The organism is Flavobacterium sp. HSC-32F16, from assembly GCF_024171645.1.
Classification (GTDB): domain Bacteria; phylum Bacteroidota; class Bacteroidia; order Flavobacteriales; family Flavobacteriaceae; genus Flavobacterium.
Map to the genome: position 1 here is coordinate 1,323,306 of NZ_JALKAC010000001.1, position 22,502 is coordinate 1,345,807.

Sequence of the window (22,502 nt, forward strand, 5' to 3'; positions counted from 1 at the left end):
ACATATGAAAATAATCATCAAAAGCGCCAAAATTATCGACTCAAAAAGTCCGTTTCATAACCAGACTGTTGATCTTTTAATTGCAGATGGTTTAATTGAAAAAATAGGAGTTTCTCTTCCAAACGATGACGCAGAAGTAGTAAGATTTGACGATCTTCATGTTTCACAAGGCTGGTTTGACAGCAGTGTTTCTCTTGGAGAACCAGGTTACGAAGACAGAGAAACTATTGCAAACGGATTAAATGTTGCAGCAAAAAGCGGTTTTACAGCAATTGCTTTACAGCCAAACTCCTTCCCGATTATTGACAATCAGTCTCAGGTAAATTTTGTAAAAAATAAAGCAAATGGTTTTGCTACAGAAATTTTCCCAATTGGTGCTTTAACAAAAGCCAGCGAAGGAAAAGATATGGCTGAACTTTACGACATGAAAAAAGCCGGAGCAATTGCTTTTGGAGATTATAACAGAAGTATTGATAATGCTAATTTGCTAAAAATTGCATTGCAATATGTTCAGGATTTTGATGGTTTGGTTATTACTTATTCGCAAGATCCAAATTTGAAAGGAAACGGCGTTGCCAATGAAGGAATCGTTTCAACAAGATTAGGTTTGAAAGGAATTCCAAATCTAGCCGAAGAACTTCAAATATCAAGAAACTTATTTTTACTGGAATATACTGGAGGAAAACTTCATATTCCGACAATTTCTACAGCAAAATCGGTTGAATTAATTAGAGAAGCTAAAGCAAAAGGTTTAAACATAACAACAAGTGTTTCTGTACATCATTTGGTTTTAACCGATGAAAAACTAGACGGTTTTGATACGCGTTTTAAAGTTACGCCGCCATTGCGAACTGAAGTTGACAGACAGGCTTTACTAAACGGAATTGCCGACGGAACTATCGATACAATTACTTCTGACCATAACCCAATTGATATTGAATTCAAGAAAATGGAATTTGATACAGCGAAAAATGGAACTATTGGTTTAGAAAGTGCTTTTGGAGTATTATTGACGGTTTTACCGCTGGAAACTGTAATTGCAAAACTAACTTCGGGAAGAACTGTTTTTGGTCTTGAAAACAATACAATCGAAGAAGGTGCAAAAGCAAACCTTACTTTCTTTACTCCGGAAGGAAAATCAACTTTTGCGAAAGAAAATATTCTTTCAAAATCTAAAAATTCTGCTTTTTTAGGAACTGAACTTAAAGGTTATGTGTACGGAATTTTAAATCAAAATCAACTTGTTACAAAATAATACAATGAACAATACAATCGAAGAAGGAAAATCAATCGCTATTACCAGTTACATTTTAATTATTGGCGTTTTGATTGCAATGTCTATGAATTCTGAAAACAAAAACAGTTTTGCGTCTTTTCATATTCGTCAGTCCGCAGGACTATCGATTACTTTTATTTCACTAGCCTTAATCATTAGCCCTTTTGACAGTTATTTGATTACTTTTCCGATGTGGATTTGTATGTCAGTATTATGGACTTATGGAATTTTTAGCGCAATACAAGGCCAAACAAGACCAATGCCTTTAGTTGGCGGCTTATATCAGAAATTGCTAAAATCTATAGGATAAAAGAAAATTCGAAATTTTGAAATTCCAAAAAAAAAATCCGTTGAAATCAGCGTTTTCGCTTTAGCGAATCTGTTTTATCAGCGTATAAATTTTGAACACGGATGACGCAGATTTGCAAGCAAAAACGCGGATAAAAACAGATTTTTCATAATAATATCAATAAGCTTAGTCAAAGTTTAAAACTGAACACTAAAAAAACCGAACACTGAACACTAAAAAAAATGAATCTATCTTTAGAATATAAAATACAAGAACCAAAAGTAATTTTAGATAAAAATCCGTTATTGCTTTTATTGCACGGATACGGCAGCAACGAAGCGGATTTATTCTCATTTGCTTCTGAACTTCCAGACAATTATTATATCATTTCGGCGAGAGCACCTTATGATTTGCAATATGGCGCTTACGCTTGGTATGCCATCAATTTTGATGCAGATCAGAATAAATTTTCAGATAATGAACAAGCTAAAACTTCAAGAGATACAATCGCATCTTTTATTGATGAGTTAGCGGCAAATTATCCTATTGATGCAAACAATGTAACTTTAATTGGTTTTAGCCAGGGTTCTATTTTAAGCTATTCTGTTGCACTTTCTTATCCTGAAAAAATTCAGCGAGTTGTGGCAATGAGTGGTTATTTTAATGAAGAAATTATCAAAGAAGGTTTTGAAAACAACGACTTTAAAAACCTAAAAATATTTGCCTCACACGGAACTGTAGATCAGGTTATTCCAATTGAATGGGCTAGAAAAACTCCCGCAATTTTAGAAAAATTAAATATTCCTGTCACTTACAAAGAATATCCAGTTGGGCACGGAGTTGCTCCGCAAAATTTCTTTGATTTTAAGAATTGGCTGGTTGGCTAATATTCAGTGTTCAGTATTTTAATGTTTAGGTTTTAGAATTACACAATAAATAAGAAAATCATTCTTATTTTTGAAAGGAAAAATAATGAGTAATTTTCCATCCATACTTACCGACGAAAAAGCTAATATCAGAAATGGTAAATTCATTGATGCTTTATTTTCAATTGACGAAAAATATATTGATAATGTCAACTTTGTGCATTTAGTTAGAATTTACCATGATGCTAAAGAACTGAATGTAAGAAATAAAATTTTAAAATTGCTTTACAATTTTGAGTTTCCAGAACTAAAAGACTTCTTTAATATTGCGTATAAAAAAGAACGATATCTTGACATGAAGATATATGCGCTTCGCGGACTTACAAAATTTATATCTGAAAAAGAAATAGAAAAGCTACTGCATAAATTCAATGCAACATTAAAAAAAAGACAGGAAAGCACGCCTTATAATTATCAAGAATATGAACTCTTAAGAGGGAAAAATGCCTTACCTTATCTTCTTGAAAGATATCACTACGATTGTTTTCGAGAAACTTTACAGAAGGTAAACGAGCAATATGAAATAATGCCGGAAGTATTCAAAGGAATTTTTACAATAGATGAAAATGGAGAACTTCTGCAATTAAAAAATCCTGAAGAAACTTCGAAATCAATAAGAGACTTTTTTGACAATCACAAATAAAAGATTTTCAGTCGCAGTTTATCTTGAAAACCGCGACTGAATACTAAATTACACTCCCGTATAAAGAATTTTTCCATCTTTTTTCAAAACATATCCCTTCCAAGGAATCAATTGCCAATCGCCGTTAACCCAGGAATCACCTTCAGATTTTCTTTCCAAAATAATAGATTCTTTTTGAGTATCCAGAAAAAGTTCAGCTTTGTTTCCATCAAAAATTACATATGCTGCAGTGGTATACGTTTTTCCATCATCAAAATGTGACAACTTAGTTCCTTCAAAAATTCGAATACATTCTTTTTTAAGAGTTGACCAAGTGAAACCAGCCGAAGCTTTACAACCATGAGAATCAGCATCTCCGCCCACAGAAACTTCTTTTTTTGGTTCTTCAGAAGTTTTACTTACATTTTCCTGAGAAACTTTTTTGGCGCAAGAAAACGTACTTGCAATAATCAAAAACAAAAACATCTTTTTCATAATCCTATTTAATTTAACGGTCAAAAAAAATAGGATTATAAAATCCTATTTTTGATATAACCAAGTTTGATTTACTTCAAAGGTAATGTTATCATCGTTATCAACAAAGTATTTTAACAAGACTTCTCCCCATAATTCTCCGTTACTGTAATCTGCGATAATCCAACGGTGGTTTAAGATTTTTACTTTATTAATAATAAATTTGTTCGGACCTATTTGATCTTGTCCTGTATATGGATTCCCTTTTGGATTAGCATTGAAATCTAAAAGTTTTTCGGTTACAACCGGAATCAGCTTTTCGAATAAAATTACTTTTCCTCCTGAAGCGCTGTTATCAAAATAATTTTGTGCATTTTCATTGTGCTCCAAAGAAAAATAATCTGCATCGGCTAATTTAGCTGATACTAAATTGATACTGTCTCTTAGCTTTTTAGTTGTTTTCTCATATCTTTCTTCACCAAATTTAACTTCTCGGCTGTAAAACATATAAGTAAAAACATTCATTAATATCGCAAGGATAAAAAGGTAAAGCATTAAGGATTTTTTCATTTTGTGGTATAATTAAATTGTAATTTCTAAATTATCGTAGGCCAGAAAAACATTGTCCGGAAGTTGTTGCTGCACTTCTTCATGAAAACCTAAAACATGGCTTATATGCGTTAAATAAGCTCTTTCAGGCTTTACAAGTTCAATAAAATCAAGTGCTTCCTGCAAGCTGAAATGCGTGTCGTGCGGTTCAACGCGCAACGCATTTACAACTAAAACTTTTAAATCCTTCAATTTATCAATTTCGGCTTGTTCAATAGTTTTTACATCGGTTAAATAAGCAAAATCTTCGATTCTATATCCAAAAACCTGTAAATCTCCGTGCATGGCATTTATAGGAATGGCCATTTTATCACCCACAGCAAAAGGATAATTGTTTTCGACTTCGATTGTTTTTACACTTGGAGCGCCCGGATATTTGTTTACAGTTTCGAAAACATAATCAAAACGACGTCTTAAATTATCCAGTACACGTTTATGCCCATAAATTGGTATTTCGCCTTGGCGGAAATTAAACGGACGAATATCGTCTAAACCAGCAGTATGATCTGCGTGTTCGTGTGTGAATAAAATAGCATCTAGCTTGCGGCATCCACAAGAGAGCATTTGCTGTCTAAAATCAGGACCGCAATCGATTACATATGAGTGATCGTCCCACGTGATCCAAATGGATACGCGGAGCCTTTTGTCCTTAGCGTCAGTGCTTTTGCAAACGGGATGATCGATTCCGATGATCGGAATGCCTTGAGAAGTACCAGTACCTAAAAAATAGACCTTCAATTGAACTTAATTTTTTTACAAAAATAGGATTATTTCTCTTTCATTAGAACCCTAATTTACTAACTTTGTAACAAATCTATTTAAAATAAAATGGGTACAGAAATAAAACTCAAAGGTGACAAGGTCATCGAACAGATTCCTTCTATAAAAGACAAAGCGTTACGCATTAATTTAAATGAGAATATTTACGGAACATTTGCTGAAATTGGCGCTGGACAAGAGACAGTTAGGCATTTTTTCAGATCCGGAGGTTCTTCAGGTACGATTGCAAAAGCGATGTCGGCTTATGACAAAGATTTTAGTGATGCTGTTTACGGGATTGAAAGTGACGGAAGATATGTTACTGAAAACCGACTAAAAAAAATGCTTACGTTTGAAGGAGAATTGATCGAAGAACGTCTAAGCAGAGAAAAACACCCTAATAAACTTTTTTTCAGCTACGCTAATACAGTAGCAACAATAGATTTTGCCAAACAATTTAAAGGACACGGCTGGGTTGGAATCCGATACCAAATTGAACCAGACGAGGCTTATAACGAAATTATTCTTCACATTCGTTTTAAAGAAACCGATGCCAGATTACAACAAGAAACACTAGGAATTTTAGGTGTAAACTTAATTTATGGTGCTTTTTATAAATATAATGACCCAAAACGTTTACTGCGTTATTTATACGATCACTTAGACAAAGATCAGTTAGAGATCGACACAATTAACTTTTCCGGGCCTCGATTTGCTGATGTAGACAATCGTTTGATGAGTTTACAATTGGTTAAAAACGGAATGACAGATGCCGTAATGTTTAATCCTGAAGGAAAAAACATTTTACCGGCTGCCATTTTATACAAAAAGAATCTTTTGGCTTTAAGAGGAAGTTTCCGTCCGGTTACAAAAGTAAATATGGACATGTACGAGAAATCGTTGAAAATGTTCCTTGAAGAAAATAAAGTTGAAAAAGACAATACTTTAGTTGTTTTTGAAATTACGCTTTCAAATTTACGTTCTGATGGTGAAATTGATGAACGCGACTTTATGGATAGAGCAGAACTACTTTGTTCGCTTGGTCAAACAGTTATGATCTCGAATTTTCAGGAATACTATAAAGTGGTTGAATATTTTGCCAATTATACTAAAGCCCGTATGGGATTGGCAATGGGGGTAAATAACCTTGTTGATATTTTTGACGAGAAATATTACCGTCACTTAAGTGGTGGAATTCTGGAAGCTTTTGGAAAATTATTCTATCGCGACATGAAGGTTTTCCTTTATCCAATGCTGGATGATAATGGTGTATTGATGAACTCAACTAACTTAAAGGTTCACCCAAGAATGAAAGAACTTTACAAATTCTTTAAATTTAACGGAAAAGTAGTTGACGTTACAGATTATGATCCAAATAATCTCGAGGTTTTCTCTCGCGAGGTTTTAAAAATGATCAATCAAGGAAAAAAAGGCTGGGAACATATGCTGCCGCCTGGAATTCCGGAAATTATAAAAGAACACCATCTTTTTGGGTATCATCCGCAAAAAGAACTGGAAGAAAATGCTTAAAAAAAAAAGTCCCATTATTGGGACTTTTTTTTTGTTTTAGGTTTTCTTTGTTTTAAGTTTCAGGTTGTTTGCGGGTATTTTTAAAGCAAAGTTCGTTAGTTTTTTTATATAGATTGGATTTATAATGCCCAAAATCCGCAAAGCTTTGTGTCGATTAAGCTTTGTGAAATTTACTTTAAAAAAGATTCATCTTAAATAAAGAAATTTGAAACCTGAAACAAAACAAACTTGAAACAAAAGAACTATTTTAAGATCTGCGCTGCGTGTTCTTTTGTTTTTACTTTTTCAATTACTTCTTCGATGATTCCTTTTTCGTCGATTACAAAAGTTGTTCTATGGATTCCATCATATTCTTTTCCCATGAATTTCTTAGGTCCCCAAACACCAAATGCGCTAATTACTGATTTATCTTCGTCAGCTAATAAAGGAAAAGGAAATTCATATTTATCTTTAAATTTCAACTGTGCTTTTTGACTGTCGGCGCTTACTCCTAAAAGTTCGTAATTATTAGCTTTAAATCTTTCAAAATTATCTCTTAAATCACAAGCTTCAGCTGTGCAGCCTGGGGTGCTTGCTTTTGGATAAAAGAAAACTACTAATTTTTTTCCAGCATAGTCTGCCAGTTTATGTGATTTTCCGTCTTGGTCTATTCCTGAAAAGTTTGGCGCTTTATCACCGGCTTTTAATGTCGTCATATCTGTAATTTTAGATTTAAGATTGTTGAGTTTAGATTTAACAGCAAAGATAACTTATAACTGATAATTCATTATTTTTACATTCTAAAATTACGGAAATGAATAAAGAAGCCCGCGTACAATTTGTTATAAATACGTTAAAAGAACTCTACCCTACTATACCTGTCCCGCTTGATCATAAAGACCCTTATACTTTATTAATTGCCGTTTTACTTTCTGCACAATGTACAGATGTGCGCGTGAATCAGATTACGCCTTTGTTGTTTGCAAAAGCAGATAATCCGTATGATATGGTGAAAATGTCTATTGAGGAAATTAAGGAAATTATTCGTCCGTGTGGTTTGTCACCAATGAAATCTAAGGGAATTCATGGTTTATCTGAAATTTTGATTGCCAAACATAATGGCGAAGTTCCTCAAAGTTTTGAAGCGCTGGAAGAATTACCTGCTGTTGGACACAAAACGGCAAGTGTAGTTATGTCTCAGGCTTTTGGCGTTCCGGCTTTTCCTGTTGATACTCACATTCATAGATTGATGTACAGATGGAATCTTTCAAATGGAAAAAATGTAGCGCAGATTGAAAAAGACGCTAAAAGATTGTTTCCAAGAGATTTATGGAACGATTTGCATTTACAGATTATTTGGTACGGACGTGAATATTCGCCTGCCCGAGGATGGAGTCTTGAAAAAGATATTATTACCAGAACGGTTGGAAAAAAATCGATTATAGAAGAAGCTGCTAAAAAGAAGATTTAGCAGCTTCAGTTTTTATTTACATACTGCTTTTTAGAGCATTGTATTCGTTTGTCATATCAAGTGATCGATATACTCCTAAAAGCGTTTTTGTTGCTTCTTCATTTTTAGGTTCAATTGTCAGAGCTTTTTTAAGATAAGGAATAGCACTTTTTACAATTTCGTCCTTTTGTGCATTCAGCTTATCATACTCTTTCATTTCTTTTGGAGTATTGCCAAGCTGATTCATTTGATCTAGAACTCCTTTTTTTAGTTGCAGCTTAACATAAGCGAGGTTAATACAGCAGTCTAAGCAGTTTGGGTTTAATTGTAAATCGTTTTCATAATATTTTGCCGCATTGTCATAATCATTTCTTTCTAAATAACAATAACCTAAAGAAATAAGAATTTCTTCTTTTCTTGAAGGCGGCGAATAGTTTCTTGGTTTTTCATAAAGTCCTGCCTGAATATTAGATTCTCTGGCACTCATTGAAATAAAGGCTTCCTCGGCTTTTGTTTTTTTATTAATAGCAAAGAAAATAGTTCCTTTTCCGGAGTAATTCATTTTTCTTAGTTCTTCATAATACTTAATTGCCGAAACATAATCTTTTGCGTTTAAAGAAGAACCGGCGGCATTAAACAAGTTAAGAGTATCTTTTCTATCGATCTGGTAAACTTCATAACTTTTAGCAGCACTTTCTTTAAACTTTCCTGCTTTATAATCATTAAATGCACCGTCTACTAATGTAGACTTCATGCTTTTTAACGCTAAGTTTGCTTTGAAAGCGTATTTGTAATTGCGGGAATCATTTTCATACAAAAGAATATCCTGATAGGCGCTGGATGCCTGAGCAAAATTATTTATGGCATCTATATTTTTAACCGCTAAATCTTTGCATACATTTCCTTTTAAATAAAAGAAATCCGATTTATCTGTATCTGATGCATTTACTATTAAATATTCGGCTTTTTTCAAAATTGCTAATGCATCTTCGGTTTTTCCTTTATCATATAAGGACTGTGCTTCTTTTATCTGATCTTTTTGAGCAAATGCCATTGCATTAATAAACAGCAGTATTACTGCTATCTTTAAATTCTTTTTCATATTTCAGTTAGGTTTTGTTTGTAATTAGATTTTAGGTTCAAATAATCTTAAATCACATTAAGATTCGCAACAAACAAAATGAAATAGTTCAGAGTAGTTTTTCTTCATAAATTTCTGGTTATTGATTAAACATTATTCTAGTATATTAGTTTTGGTATATTTCTAAATTTAAGCACTTTACTAAGAAAATATTCTTAAAAAACTCAATTACTTGAAATAAATATTAGTTTTTAACTAAACTAAAACTTAAAATCGAATAAATAAACAAAACTTTATGAAAATATTAAATTTTAACACATTATTAAAAAAATTAAATAAAAATCTTATAATTATCTGTAATAAGATGTAGAAAATGGGCATAAAAAAAACTCACTACCCGTATTTTCATACAAATAGTGAGCTTTTAACCAAAACGACCATTTGGTTTTTCTTTCGAAATAAACATCCGACTAAAGCAGCGGGCTGTTTAATTAGCTATGATTTCAAAACTTTTATCTTCAACTTTCACAACTTTTAAAGCTTGTGAATAACTTAATAAAAAAGAAACGACTTCTTTTTTAGGTTTTAAATCTTTAGAAGCTAATGCTTTTTTTGAGTAAATTTTCGCCATACTATGTTAGTGTTTTATAATAGTATAACGAACTAATATTCAAAATAGTATTAGTTGGTCAAAATAATTTGATGTTTGTCGATAATTTTTCTCAAATTCATCAAGGCATATCGCATTCTGCCTAATGCTGTGTTTATGCTGACATCTGTTAATTCTGAAATTTCTTTAAAACTCATATCTTGATACATTCTCATTACCAAAACTTCTTTTTGATCTTCTGGAAGTTCTTCAATAAGCTTTTTTAGATCAACCTCAACTTGATCTACAATCATTTGGCTTTCGATGTTTAATGAATCGTCAGACATGATTGAGAAGATTGAAAATTCTTCGGTTTCTCTATACATTGGCATTTTTTTGGTTTTACGAAAGTGATCCACAATTAAATTGTGTGAAATTCGCATTACCCAAGGAAGAAATTTACCTTCCTCGTTATAGGAATTACTTTTTAAAGTTTTTATTACTTTAATAAAAGTATCTTGAAAAATATCATTTGAAATATCTCTATCAGCAATCTTAGAATATATAAAACCATATATCTTAGATTCGTGCCTTTTTATTAATGTAGCAAGAGCAGCTTCACTGCCTTCAACATAATTTTTTACTAATAGAGCGTCTGGAATATGCAGATCAGCCATAATACTACTTTTTTAGTTTTAATAATTTGGAGTAATTTATCTAAAAAGTAATTTTATATAATAGGCGGATCTTTTTTTGGAGTTATGTTAATATTGTGATCAAATTTAACAAATATTTCTTTTAAAAAGCAAACAAAAACAATAATAATTAACAATTAATCGTTAAGTTTTTTACAGCAAAGTTTCATTTTACTAAAAATCGTTAAAAAAAGAGCTTTTTTAACAGTTCTTTTTATGGTTAAAAAACAGATATAAATAACTTACAACTAACCACTTAAGCTATTTACATCTGTTTTAATACTTAAATTTTAAACTCTTAAATTTTTATTGATAAACACGCACATAATCAACGTAATATTTTTGTGGTAAAACAGAATCATCTACTTCTGGTCCTCCAAAATTACCTCCAATGGCTAAATTTACAATAATGTAAAATGGTTTATCAAAAGGCCATGTATCTTCATTTTTAACTTCAGGATTGAATGTGTAAACTAAGATTGTATCAACAAAAAAATCAATTTTGTCTTTATTCCATTCAATTGCATACACATGATATCCATCTTCAATAGTTGGAAATTCAGTTCGCTTTGTATTAATTGTGTTTCCATGACTGTCTTGCGTATGAAGGGTTGTGTAGACCATATGAGGATCTCTTCCTATATATTCCAGAATGTCAATCTCGCCTGTTTTTGGCCATTTTACCTCATCAATATTAGCTCCAAGCATCCAGAAAGCCGGCCATAAACCATGCCCTATTGGCAGTTTTGCTCTGGCTTCGATTCGGCCGTATTTGAACTCTTTTTTGCCTTTGGTTGTAATTTTAGTCGAAGTATATTTACTTCCTTCTTTTCTGGCTTCAATTATTAAATTTCCGTCCTTTATTTCGTGATTTGTTTTGGTATAAATCTGTCTTTCATTATTTCCGTAACCGCATAAGTTTGGACAACCGTCTCCGAGTTCAAAATTCCAGTCTTTTTCATTTATATTTTTCTTGTTGAAATTTTCTTCCCAGACTAATTTCCTTTTTACATCCTGTGCATATGAAAAACTGCAGATTAACAGCAGTATAATTATTTTTTTCATAGTTTGATTTTAAAAGCAAGAAGGCCAGCCGAAACTGACCTTCTCAAAATTACTAATTAATTAACTCTATTTATTGATATACTTTTACGTAGTCAATCTCTAATGAAGATTGTGAAAAAGCACCATCAATAACTCCTCCCATATTACCTCCCATAGCCACATTAAATATCAAGAAAAAATCGCTGTTAAAAGGCAATGATGCATTGTTTGGAACCGAATGTATGATAGTATCATCAACATAAATTGTGATAGATTCTGGACTCCAAATTGTTTTATAAATATGAAATTCTGTAGATACGTTTGGAATTGTTTTAGATGCTGTATCTGCATTTCCTCCAAAACGTGCCGGATAATGTAATGTTCCGTGAATTAAGTTTTGCTGGTTTCCAACATGTTCCATAATATCAATTTCTCCGCAGGCAGGCCAAGATTTAGTCGCATAATTTTGTCCAAGCATCCAGATTGCCGGCCATGTTCCGCCGCCGCTAGGCAGTTTGGCACGAACTTCAACTTTACCGTATGTAAAGAAATATTTCCCATCTGATTTAAGTCTTGCCGAAGAATAATCTGCTCCTCCTGAAGCTTCTTTTTTCGCTGTAATAATCAAGCTTCCTCCCTGCACTTTTATATTAGAAGATGAATTGGTATAGTTTTGTTTTTCATTATTTCCCCATCCATTGTCTCCTCTTCCTAAATCGTAAACCCATTTTGCTGGGTCTGGTGCACCATCTGTATTAAAATTGTCTTCCCAAACTAAATTTGTATAATCTGTAGTTGGGTTTGGATTTTGATTTGGAGGCGTAGTTGTAAAGGTATGATACCAAGCCAAGGCCGGATTTCCTCCCATTACTGCCCTAACTACCATACGATTAGCTGTAAGTGATAAAATCTCATAAGAATTTTGACCAATATAGTAGCCCATAAATCCATTGTCAGAGAAGTTCATTGTTGTTCCTCTTGTCTGCTCTGCATGTTTAGGATTACCCATTACTACTGATTCAGATGGGCTTAATGAAACTATTTTTGCAGCCCCTGGGTTATAGCTTAAACACATATCTTCGGACAAACCTGATGCACCTCCAACGCTTCCAAAATCTTTGTTGAAGAATGTTGCACCGCCATTATCTAATTGAAATTTAAGCTGGTCGCCATCAACTGAGAAAGTTAATACGTTATCATATAAACAACTGCTGTTTGGTGAAGCTGCTTTTTCAAATGCTCCTGCGCTATAGTAATTTGGGAAGAAGTTTTTCTCGGCATCTCCATCATTTTGACCTACACCAAGATGTCCTGGTTCTCCAGCAGCCCAATACCATTTTTTAGAAGAACCGCCTGTAAGCAATTGAACCGCCTGATCGTCGCTGAAATCACTTTGCACCTCAACATCAATTGTGGTGTTTGCTGCCACACCTCCGCTTCCTGTAGCTACTACAGTTACGGTATAAGTATTAACTCCCGTTTTGGTAAATCTTTTAGATATTTTTCCGCTTGGTGCGTTATCAAAAGTACCGTCTGGATATACATATTTATATGAAATAGCGTTATCTGCAGCTGCTGTAAATTTAACTATCCCGGATCCGTCTCCATACGGAGCGTCTGATGTTTTACCAACAATTTCGGCTGTTACCTTTAAATTAGATGGTGTATTTATTGACCCGAATGTAAAATCGTCTTTCTGACAACCCGTCATCAAGAGAATCGTAAATAGGGATACTATCTTTATAATTAATTTCTTGCTCATGATTTCTTGTTTTAATTGGATTGTTTAATATCATCAAAGTAATAAGTCTCCCCTAATCCTGTTTTATCAAAGTCAGGGAACAAAATTACTCTGTCGTATTTAATACTGCTGCCAAAAGAAGCTGCACTTGTAAGATCAAATGTCAGCACTTCCCAGCCATTGGCAACGGTTGTTAGTGCTTCTACTTGTGTATTAACACTTGGATTTCCGTTTCCATCTTTTGGCGAAGTCGAAAGTTCCATTTTGTATAATATTTTTACTCCGGCTCTTGGCGACCAAACTGTTACTTTAACTTTTGTTCCTTTTGCTGCGTCAAATGGATTTTCAAGATTTAAACTTGCTCCTCCCCAAGTTTCTGCTCCTGTCTTTTTATCTAACTTCACTACTTTATTAGAAACATTTAATCCTGTTTTATTAGGGTTTGTAACTACTGAAGCATCTACATTTCCAAATCCGCCCCAAGTGTATGTTAAAGTTGGAGATTCAAAATCAATTGGCAGAGATACTGTTTCAGCCGCAGTTTTATAAAAATAAATATTATCAATATAAATATTTTTACCTGATACCGGATTTGTATCTAATTTTAACTGGTAAATATCTGCCACTGTGAAACCACTCTGACTAGTAAATGCAGAAATTGGAATATCAATACTTGTCCATTGATTTAAAGTAAGATCTTTTGTTATCGGTCTTTCTCCATTTGTTTTGGTTTTACTAATAAGGAATATAGCAAGCTTCTCTAAATCTGCGGTCCAGACATCCATATGAAGATACTCCATTCCAGAAACATCAATCGTAACATCATCTGCCAATGCAATTCCCTGATAGTTTAGATTTGTATAATTAAGCATTTTATCTCCATCTAAATCAAATTCAGAAAAAGCTGTTGACTGTCCCCAGTTTGGATAAAACACAGTCCCTGCAAGATCTGTATACTTAGAGCTGTAAATAGAAATAACGTCTGCTGCTTGTCTTCCAGGCTGTGCTGGTGCAGATGTTGTTGGATTCACTACTAATTTTGCCGTAACCTCTTCTGTGTGTTCCGTTGTTTTTATAGCTGCACTTTTAGAAACTACTTTAATAGTATAAACTCCAGCAGTTTGATACGTATACGAAACTGATTCGCCATTATTAGCCGAAATTGGATCAGGATGTCCTGCTTCTCCAAAATACACATCATAGAATAAAGCAAAATCAGCAGTTGCTGTAACAGTTATTTTATTAGAAACCAATTTATCATTTGCTACTACAACTTTCAAATTTTCAGGAGCTTTAAAAGAAACTACGATTTCTTTTTCTACTTCAGTAGTTTTTCCGTTAAGTCCAACAGCTATAATTTTAGATTTATAAACTCCTTCTTTGTAAACGTGCGATATAGTGGCTCCTACGCCTGCGTAATCAGATTCCGGGCTTCCATCACCAAAATTGATTTTGTATTGTGCTGCTCCCTCACCTTTTGGTAAAAAGGTAACTTTTCCGGTATTATCTTGAGTAACCGTTGCCAGAGCCGAAATATTGGCCGGTGCAGTTATTCCTTCTAAATCAATATCCAAGTCATCGTTTGCACAGCCTATGAGAACTGCCAAAACGAAAAAATTTATAATAAAATGTATTTTTTTCATAATTGATGTTTTTAGTATCCAGGATTTTGTGTCCAGTTTCCGTTTGCAAATTGAATTTCTTCAATAGGAAGTGGAAATAATTCGTTTTTATCAGCTTTAAAGCCCGGTATAGTTCCGGCAGCTTTTCCAGTTCTTACTAAGTCAAAGAAACGATGTCCTTCACCAAAAAGTTCTATTCTTCTTTCATCCAAGATATTATCTGTCAATGCCGCTCCCGAAGTTGCGATATCATGATTTGTATCTCCAAAAGCGCGTCTTCTTACCAAATTAAGATATGTTCTTGCCTTTCCATCATCGATTGCCCCTCTGTTATAAGCTTCTGCAGCCATTAAAAGTACATCTGCATAACGAATCGCTCTGTAGTTGTTTGGATTTGTTAAATTCAGATCTCCTGCAGCATCTTTACTTCTTTTTCTTGGCAGATATTTTCTGTTGAAGAATCCTGTATCTTCATTTCCTTTTCCAAATGTGATACCATTTCCATTATCATAAGAAGCATTTGCCAATGCCCATGCGTTAATATCCAAAATTGCTACATCTTTACGTTTATCACCGCTTTGAAATGCATCGTAAGAATCTTGAGTTGGAATATTAAAACTATATCCTGATGAGAATAAAGGACCTGAATAGTTACGAATACCGTTAAAACCAACTGCTACGTTTCCTTCGCTGCATTGTAAACATCCAAACCCTGCTCCTTCAACATCTGTATATTGAACTTCAAAAACAGATTCTGTTCCGTTTTCACCTTCTGCTTCAAACATGGCATTATAATCGGTTACCAAAGAATATTTTCCTGAAGTAATTACAGCATCTAATGACGCTGCGGCCTGAGCAAATTTGTTTTGATACAGATACGCTTTTCCTAATAATGCCTGAGCAGCACCTTTAGTTATACGCCCTTGCTGCGCTGCATTTGGAGACAGATTAGCAGATGCGAAAATTAAATCGGCCTCAATAGATGCGTAAACATCCTGAACTGATGAACGAGGAATTGTCTTTTCATCACCAATTTTAAATCTCGCATCGCCTTTCATCGGGATACCTCCAAACCATTTTACTAACTCAAACTGATAATACGCTCTTAAAAAACGTGCTTCTGCAATAACCTGGGTTCTTCCCGGAAAATCTGTTTTATCTTGAAATTCCAGAATATAATTGGCTCTTTGAACACCAGCAAACATCCAATTCCAGATATCTCTTAAATTGCTGTTTACAGGTGTATGAATCATATCGTCGATTTGCTGAAAACCAATTACATCGGTTGGGCTTTCTCCTCCGCAAAGTGTATTATCTGAAGCAATTTCTCCTAGTAAAACATTTACGTAAGAAGACTGTAATAAATCGTAAGCTGCAATTAATGCATTGTCATATTCTTCTTTTGAATTAAAATAATTCTCTGAGTCGATAGAATATTCTGGTTTTGGATCTATATACTCATCCGAACAAGAAATAAGTACGGTCGAGAATAAAACCAGTGTTATAGTGGATATAAATAAATACTTTTTCATTTTAATTGAAATTAAAAATTAATGTTTAAGCCCAATAAATAAGTTCTTGGGATTGGATAGAAACCATAATCGATTCCAGCCCCAATAGGAGATTGCGAGGTATTGTCTCTATTTGTCGGACCAAAAGAAGCGCCCGGATCAAAACCTTTATATTTTGTAAATGTGTAAAGGTTATTTACTCCTGCATAAAGTCTTAATTTTGAAACTCCTGCTTTTTGAGATATTGCCGGATTAAGTGTATAACCAAGCTGCACATTCTGGATTCTTAAGTAAGAAGCATCTTCTACAAAATAATCAGAAAAAACATTATTTGATGTTGCTCCTGTTGTAACTCTTGGTGTAGAATTACTTGTCCCCGGTCCTGTCCATCTGTCTAAAACATAATTGATACGATTGGCATCAGAAAGTGTTCTTTCGTAATTACGCACCATATCGTTTCCTACTGATGCAAATGTAAATACAGCAAAATCAAGTGCTTTGTAGTTCAATTGCAAATTGAAACCCATTGTAGCATCTGGAATTGGGTCGCCAATATTAGTTTTATCTTTTGTATCAATTACACCGTCGCCATTTAAATCAACATAGCGAAGATCTCCAGGCGCAGCATTTGCTCCTAAGGCCAATTGAGATGGATGCGCATCGATTTCTGCCTGATTTTGGAAAATTCCATCTGTTTTATATCCGTAAAAATACCCCATTGGTTTTCCAATTTCCATTCTTGAAGGAGCCGGCTGTCCTACGCCAAAAGCACCGCCTTCAATAAATCCAGTTCCGTTATTAACTTCTGTTACTTTATTATTCAGGAAAGTAACATTGTAACCTACGCTGAAAGAAAATGAATCAGAAAATTTATCTTTGTAATCAATTGCAAATTCAAAACCTGAGTTTTTAACTGTTCCCGCATTTAAAGTTGGAGCGCTTGCTCCTGGTGCACCTGTACCGTTAATACCCGAAACCGGAATATTTGGAATCAATAAATCTTTTCTGGTATCAATAAAATAATCGGCTACGATGAAAATTTTATCATTTAATATTTTTAAGTCTAAACCAACGTCAAACTTTTGAGCTTCTTCCCATTTCAAATCCGCATTTGACACTTGTCCGTTTGCAGTTCCGTTAACTAAAGAACCATTAAATACATAAGTAGCTTCTCCAGATAATAATCCTAAATAACCGTAATTAGGAATCTGGTCATTTCCTAAAGTACCGTAACTCGCTCTTAGTTTCAGGAAGTTCACAAATTTTGGCTGTCCGAAGAAACCTTCATCAGAAATTACCCAGCCTGCAGTAAACGAAGGAAAGTAACCTACTTTGTTACCCGGACCAAATTTTGTAGAAGCATCACGTCTTATCATTGCAGATAGCAGATATTTCCCTTTGTAATCGTATTGCAGTCTTCCAAAATAAGAAAGTCTTCTTTGATCGTACACATAAGAACTATTAGTAAGTGTTTCCGAAGTTCCTTTTGTTAAAGAGATATCGGCATTTTCCCAAACATTATTAGGAACATCAAAACCAGTAGCATATAAACCGTTACCCCATTCTTTAAAAATTGTTGTTCCTACAGTTCCGGTAATATTATGAGATTCTGCAATTTTTGTATTGTAGGTGCCAAAAAGGTCAAATGAATAATTATTGTCATTTACAGCCCCTTGTCTAACAGAACTTCTTTGTACATCAAAAACTTTTCCGCCATAACTAATTTGTTTGTCAAACGTTTTTGATTCACTGTTTGAGGTATTAAAACCTATAGAACTTGATAATGTAAATCCTTTGAATATTTTATAATCTAAACCAAAATTTCCGTTTAGTTTTTTGTAGTTATAATCATTGTATGTATTGGCAATTTGTGCCAATGGATTAATGATTTCCGTTCCTAAACCTGTTGTACTTGGCACTAAAGAATATTCGCCGTTTGCATCGTATGGACTTAATGTTGCAGGAACGTTTAAGGCATTAAAAAGAACCGAACCTAATCCGTTTTCATTTAATGTCTTTCTGGTAAAATAAGTATAAATAACATTGGTCTTCAATTTGATTTTATCACTCAAATCAGCACCCAGAGCAATTCTGGCTGTATTTCTTAAAAATCCTGATTTATCTCCGCCCACAATACCTTCCTGATCCAGATGTGAACCACTAATAGAATAGGTTATTTTTTCAGATCCGCCGGAAATTGTCAAATCGTTATTAATAATTGGAGCGTTTTCAAAAACTTCATCCTGCCAGTTAGTTCCTTTACCAAGCCCGCTAACATTTGGATAAGGCAAAGCTCTTCCGCCGTTTGCATAACTTTCATTTAAAAGCAAAGCATATTCTGTAGCATTTAAAGTTGGCAGTTTTCTTGAAGTCTGCTGGAAACCGGCATAACTATTAAAAGAAACTCTGGTTTTAGAATTCTTTTTACCCATTTTAGTAGTAACCAAAATGATTCCGTTTGCACCAATAGTTCCATAAATTGCTGCCTGAGCATCTTTTAAAACCGTAATAGTTTCAATATCATTTGGATTTAAGATTCCTAAATCTCCAACATAGCCATCAATAATAACGGTTGGTTTATTTTCACCATTTGTGGCTATACCACGAATACGAATATCAAGCGGTGCACCCGGCGCTCCTGACTGCGTCGTTACGTTAACCCCAGAAATAGTTCCTTGTAAAGCCTGTTCGATTCTTGCTGGTTTTAAGATGTCCAGCGTTTTACTGTCTAAAACTGCTACAGCTCCGGTAACCTCTCTTTTTTTCTGGGTACCGTAACCAATAACAACCACTTCGTCAAGTGACTTTGTATCGTCGCTCATTCTTACAGTCATTTTAGTTCCGGAAACAGCAGCTTCCTGCGTTCTGTAACCAATATAACTGAAGATAATTGGAGTTCCTTTTGGAACATCGGTTAGTTTAAAAGATCCGTCGAAGTCTGTGGTTGTACTTTTAGACGAATTTTTAACTTTTACATTTACACCTGGCAATGATAAACCAGAAGCATCTAATACTGTTCCTGAAACATCTAAGTTCTGCGAGAACGCAAAAGATGTAAACAGTAATAGTACTGTTAGTAATAATTTGGATTTCATAATTAGTTAGTTTTTATTGATAGCTAAATTTATCTGTTCCTCTTATGAAAACGATAAATTTAACCTCAACAAAAAACATACATCATAAAAAAATACAATCTAAATTAAGGATATAACAAAATAACCCGCCGAATAGCTCTAATTTCCGAATGTTAATTTTATTAACATTTGTGTCAGTATTTCCTAATAAAATCCTAATGTTGTGGTAATGTATAGGTGTTTTGTTCTTATTATTGAACTCCTATACAGCCAGAATATATTCGACTAAACCGATTTCGTGCTGTAAATCCATTTTTTTACGCAAACGGTATCGTTTTATCTCAACACTTCTTACCGAAATATTGAACATTGGAGCAATTTCTTTTGATGAAAGATTCAATCGAAGATAAGCACATAAGCGAAGATCATTTGGAGTTAACACCGGATGCATTTGTTTTATTCTTTTCAGGAAATCTTTATCAGCGTTATCAAAAGCTTCTTTAAATACATTCCAGGAATCCTCCTCTGTAATATTTTTATTGATGGTGCTAATTACAGATTTGATGTTTGAACTGTCATTTTGAGCTGTTTTTTTCAAATCTTCTTTAATAAATGCCAGTAATTCGTTTTTGCTGTTTAAACTCATAGTCGAAACTGCCAATTCGCGGTTTTTATTATCAACATCCTGAGAAAGCTGTTCGTTTCGAAGTTTCATTAATTGCTGTTCATTTTCGAGTTCTTTGATTTCTAATAAAAGATTATTCTCCTCAATGAGCTTTTCTTTTTGCTTTTGATAATAATTTCGATAGGCTTTATTAACAAAATAAGCCATTGTAAGCATCAAAAGAAAATAGATAAAATAAGCCAGATTTGTTAAATACCAAGGTTTTAAAACAACAAACGTATACGAAGCCGCATTCTGCAAAATGGTGTTGGCGTATTTTGCCCTGACCCTGAATGTGTATTTTCCCGGAGGAAGATTCTTAAAATTCGCTGTTGCCTTTGTACTCCATTCACTCCACTCATTCTGAAAACCTTCTAATAAATATTGATATTCAGAATTAATGTATTTGTTGTATTCAGGAACTGTATAATTGAGCGTAATATTATTTTCGTCAGATTTAAAACTTCCTTCATTTAAAATTCCCACATTTTTAAAAGTTTCATTTTGCTTATTAGTGCTAATATCAGTAATAAAAACATTGTAATTTTTAAAACTAAGATCCTCAATATTAAGCGTATAATATCCGTCTGTAGTTCCTATTAAATAAGTTGATTTAGAAATTTGAGTGATATTTTCATATCCTAACATCGAATTCGTCAGCGAGGACGGAATCGGGATTATGTTTTCCTTTAATTGATTACTTAGTTTACTGGCCGAGAAATAGTGGATATAATTTTTAGAAAAAAGCCAGATTTTATTTGAATTGTCCACAATTAATTTACCCGAAGTATATTCGTCTTTTTCAAAAATCGAGCTTAATACATTGTCTTTTACAAATTGTTTTGTTTTTGGATTCAATTTAAAAATACCCTCTTTGTAAGCATAATAAATTGAATTGTTGAATTTTGTTAAACTGGCATATTTTCCTTTATCCGGACTTTTATAAGTATAAAAGCCTTGTGTTTTTGATAGTGATTGATCCAGCTTTAATCTAAAAATTCCTTTGTATTCATGGCTGACATAAACTTCAAGATTATCGCCTATTTCAAAATAACGAGATGAATAATCAAATCCCTGAATTTTATTTTTGAAAAACCACTGATTTCCTGTTTTTTCTAAAACCGAAATACCATAATAATTCCCTTGAAGCAACTGATTTTTATTTCCCGGAACGGGTTCAAATTTCCAGGTTCCAGAAGCCGAAAATATACTTTTGGCCGAATCATTTATTACAACAAAAGTTCCCGAATCATGTCCGCAGAAAAGCGTGTTATCGCATACCGCTAAAGACCAAACCTGTCCTTTTGTACCGTTTATAAATCTAAACTCCTGATTGCTTTGATTGGGCTTACAGAATAATCCCTGATTGGTTCCAATATACAACATTCCGTTATGGATCGCCGAAGCATAAACAGTTCCCAAAACGCCGGAATCATCTGTAAAACTACGCACCGGCGACTGCATATTGATGCAATTTATTCCGTTATCCAATCCTGTCCATAGATTTTGGTCTTTATCTTCAAAAAGAGACAAAGCCGTATTGTTACTCAAACCTTTACTCTGCGTAAGGTGGTATTTTAATTTTCCGTTTTCAGATAAAATAAAAATTCCGTTTGAAACTGTTCCCAATGCAAAACTGCCATCCTGCAAATGCTGACTACTGTAAACAAAACTCGATTTTAATTCAGCATCAACATCTGTAAATACACGGGTTAATGAGTTCCCTGTAAGCTTATGAATTCCATCTGACTGCGTTTGAATCAACAATCCTTCATCTGCGGTAAAAACATTGGCAATAGTGAACTTTTTTAAAACTGGATCATCTGAAACTAATTTGGCTTTACCGCTTTCTATTTCAAAAAGTCCTTCTTTTAAAGTCTGAAAATAAATAGCATTTTTTGAAGCAAACGATTTTACAACACCATTTTTTGGGGCGATTATTTTAAATTGTCCCGTTTTGGTATCATAGATATAAATTCGGTTCAAAGACTGGAATAAAATCCATTGATCGTATTTTAGAATATTCCAAAATTGCTCATCATCTAAAATCTTATTTTTTATCGTATCGCTGAGCGAAGTATATTTCAGCTTTCCGTCCGGCTGTCTGGCCCAGAAACCAAAATTCATATAACTGCCCGTATATACTTTACTTCCAATGACTTTTACAGATCGGATAATAGTTTCATTTGGTCCCGGATACAACTGCCAGCTGGTTCCATTATATTCCAAAAGTCCGTCGTTGTTGGCGAAATACAAATAATTATTATGATCCTGCGAAATCATCCAGCTTTGATTTCCGGCTCCATAAACGGAAGGGGAATATTTAACGATTGGCGGAAATTCCTGCGAGAACAGCAGAATATGAAATAAAAAAAGTAAGGTAGTTAGTTTAGTTTTCAAAATTTGGTCAGGATATTAAATAGTACTAAAACAGTTCTAAAATAGGATATTTATAGCTGAAACAATGCTTTTTTCTTAAAATAATGTATCTGTTCATTTTATCCTGTTTTTCATTTATAGATAATGATTTCAACTGAAGGATTCTGATAGAGTTCGAAGGATTGAAA

General features: G+C 33.7%; 19 protein-coding genes. 6 read left to right on the top strand and 13 right to left on the bottom strand.

The genetic code is table 11. The features are described 5' to 3' along the window. Window positions 1-4 precede the first annotated feature (4 nt). The 4 genes from L1276_RS05835 to L1276_RS05850 all read left to right on the top strand — a co-directional run bounded on the left by L1276_RS05835 (window position 5) and on the right by L1276_RS05850 (window position 3,134). Complete coding sequence (locus tag L1276_RS05835) at window positions 5-1,255, top strand: dihydroorotase family protein (RefSeq protein WP_253786091.1); 1,251 nt, start codon at window positions 5-7, stop codon at window positions 1,253-1,255. 4 nt (window positions 1,256-1,259) lie between these two features. Beyond that, window positions 1,260-1,586 (top strand): hypothetical protein, encoded by a 327-nt coding sequence (locus L1276_RS05840; RefSeq protein WP_073483046.1) that lies wholly within the window; start codon window positions 1,260-1,262, stop codon window positions 1,584-1,586. 221 nt (window positions 1,587-1,807) lie between these two features. Then, window positions 1,808-2,452, top strand: a complete 645-nt coding sequence (locus L1276_RS05845) for an alpha/beta hydrolase (RefSeq protein ID WP_253786092.1) — start codon at window positions 1,808-1,810, stop codon at window positions 2,450-2,452. A gap of 85 nt (window positions 2,453-2,537) precedes the next feature. Next, entirely contained in the window at window positions 2,538-3,134 is a 597-nt protein-coding gene (locus L1276_RS05850) for a hypothetical protein (RefSeq protein ID WP_253786093.1), read from the top strand. A gap of 48 nt (window positions 3,135-3,182) precedes the next feature. Here the strand turns inward: L1276_RS05850 and L1276_RS05855 are convergent, their stop codons facing one another. From L1276_RS05855 to L1276_RS05865, 3 genes are read right to left on the bottom strand one after another with little or no spacing between them, the layout of a single operon-like run. After that, a complete protein-coding gene (locus L1276_RS05855; protein WP_253786094.1) occupies window positions 3,183-3,608 on the bottom strand; it encodes a hypothetical protein in 426 nt (141 codons plus the stop codon). Between the two features lie 45 nt (window positions 3,609-3,653). Next, window positions 3,654-4,157 (bottom strand): hypothetical protein, encoded by a 504-nt coding sequence (locus L1276_RS05860; RefSeq protein ID WP_056206355.1) that lies wholly within the window; start codon window positions 4,155-4,157, stop codon window positions 3,654-3,656. A gap of 12 nt (window positions 4,158-4,169) precedes the next feature. Continuing rightward, the gene (locus L1276_RS05865) at window positions 4,170-4,934 is read right to left on the bottom strand and encodes an MBL fold metallo-hydrolase (protein WP_253786095.1); all 765 of its coding nucleotides are present in this window, start codon (window positions 4,932-4,934) and stop codon (window positions 4,170-4,172) included. A gap of 90 nt (window positions 4,935-5,024) precedes the next feature. On the opposite strand from L1276_RS05865, the gene L1276_RS05870 reads away from it, so the two are divergent. Then, window positions 5,025-6,485 carry a TonB-dependent receptor gene (locus L1276_RS05870; RefSeq protein WP_253786096.1) on the top strand — a complete coding sequence of 487 codons (1,461 nt, stop codon included), beginning with the start codon at window positions 5,025-5,027 and terminating at the stop codon, window positions 6,483-6,485. Between the two features lie 242 nt (window positions 6,486-6,727). On the opposite strand, the gene bcp is transcribed toward L1276_RS05870, so the two are convergent. Beyond that, window positions 6,728-7,180: a thioredoxin-dependent thiol peroxidase gene (gene bcp / locus L1276_RS05875; RefSeq protein ID WP_253786097.1), complete on the bottom strand. Its 453-nt coding sequence runs from the start codon at window positions 7,178-7,180 to the stop codon at window positions 6,728-6,730. A gap of 98 nt (window positions 7,181-7,278) precedes the next feature. Here bcp and nth point away from each other — a divergent pair, with 98 nt between their 5' ends. Next, complete coding sequence (gene nth, locus L1276_RS05880; RefSeq protein WP_253786098.1) at window positions 7,279-7,935, top strand: endonuclease III; 657 nt, start codon at window positions 7,279-7,281, stop codon at window positions 7,933-7,935. Window positions 7,936-7,951: 16 nt separating this feature from the next. On the opposite strand, the gene L1276_RS05885 is transcribed toward nth, so the two are convergent. From L1276_RS05885 to L1276_RS05925, 9 genes are all read right to left on the bottom strand, one after another. Then, entirely contained in the window at window positions 7,952-9,016 is a 1,065-nt protein-coding gene (locus L1276_RS05885; RefSeq protein WP_253786099.1) for a tetratricopeptide repeat protein, read from the bottom strand. 466 nt (window positions 9,017-9,482) lie between these two features. Continuing rightward, window positions 9,483-9,626 (bottom strand): hypothetical protein, encoded by a 144-nt coding sequence (locus L1276_RS05890; RefSeq protein WP_253786100.1) that lies wholly within the window; start codon window positions 9,624-9,626, stop codon window positions 9,483-9,485. Between the two features lie 50 nt (window positions 9,627-9,676). Further along, complete coding sequence (locus L1276_RS05895; protein WP_253786101.1) at window positions 9,677-10,261, bottom strand: RNA polymerase sigma factor; 585 nt, start codon at window positions 10,259-10,261, stop codon at window positions 9,677-9,679. Between the two features lie 324 nt (window positions 10,262-10,585). Then, window positions 10,586-11,344, bottom strand: a complete 759-nt coding sequence (locus tag L1276_RS05900; RefSeq protein ID WP_253786102.1) for a family 16 glycosylhydrolase — start codon at window positions 11,342-11,344, stop codon at window positions 10,586-10,588. Window positions 11,345-11,414: 70 nt separating this feature from the next. Next, a complete protein-coding gene (locus tag L1276_RS05905; protein ID WP_253786104.1) occupies window positions 11,415-13,085 on the bottom strand; it encodes a family 16 glycosylhydrolase in 1,671 nt (556 codons plus the stop codon). A gap of 11 nt (window positions 13,086-13,096) precedes the next feature. Further along, a complete protein-coding gene (locus L1276_RS05910; protein ID WP_253786106.1) occupies window positions 13,097-14,707 on the bottom strand; it encodes a hypothetical protein in 1,611 nt (536 codons plus the stop codon). An 11-nt stretch (window positions 14,708-14,718) separates the two neighbouring features. Further along, complete coding sequence (locus L1276_RS05915) at window positions 14,719-16,218, bottom strand: RagB/SusD family nutrient uptake outer membrane protein (protein ID WP_253786107.1); 1,500 nt, start codon at window positions 16,216-16,218, stop codon at window positions 14,719-14,721. An 11-nt stretch (window positions 16,219-16,229) separates the two neighbouring features. Continuing rightward, window positions 16,230-19,292, bottom strand: a complete 3,063-nt coding sequence (locus L1276_RS05920) for a TonB-dependent receptor (protein WP_253786109.1) — start codon at window positions 19,290-19,292, stop codon at window positions 16,230-16,232. 241 nt (window positions 19,293-19,533) lie between these two features. Continuing rightward, a complete protein-coding gene (locus L1276_RS05925; RefSeq protein WP_305881994.1) occupies window positions 19,534-22,335 on the bottom strand; it encodes a triple tyrosine motif-containing protein in 2,802 nt (933 codons plus the stop codon). Between the last annotated feature and the right edge of the window lie 167 nt (window positions 22,336-22,502).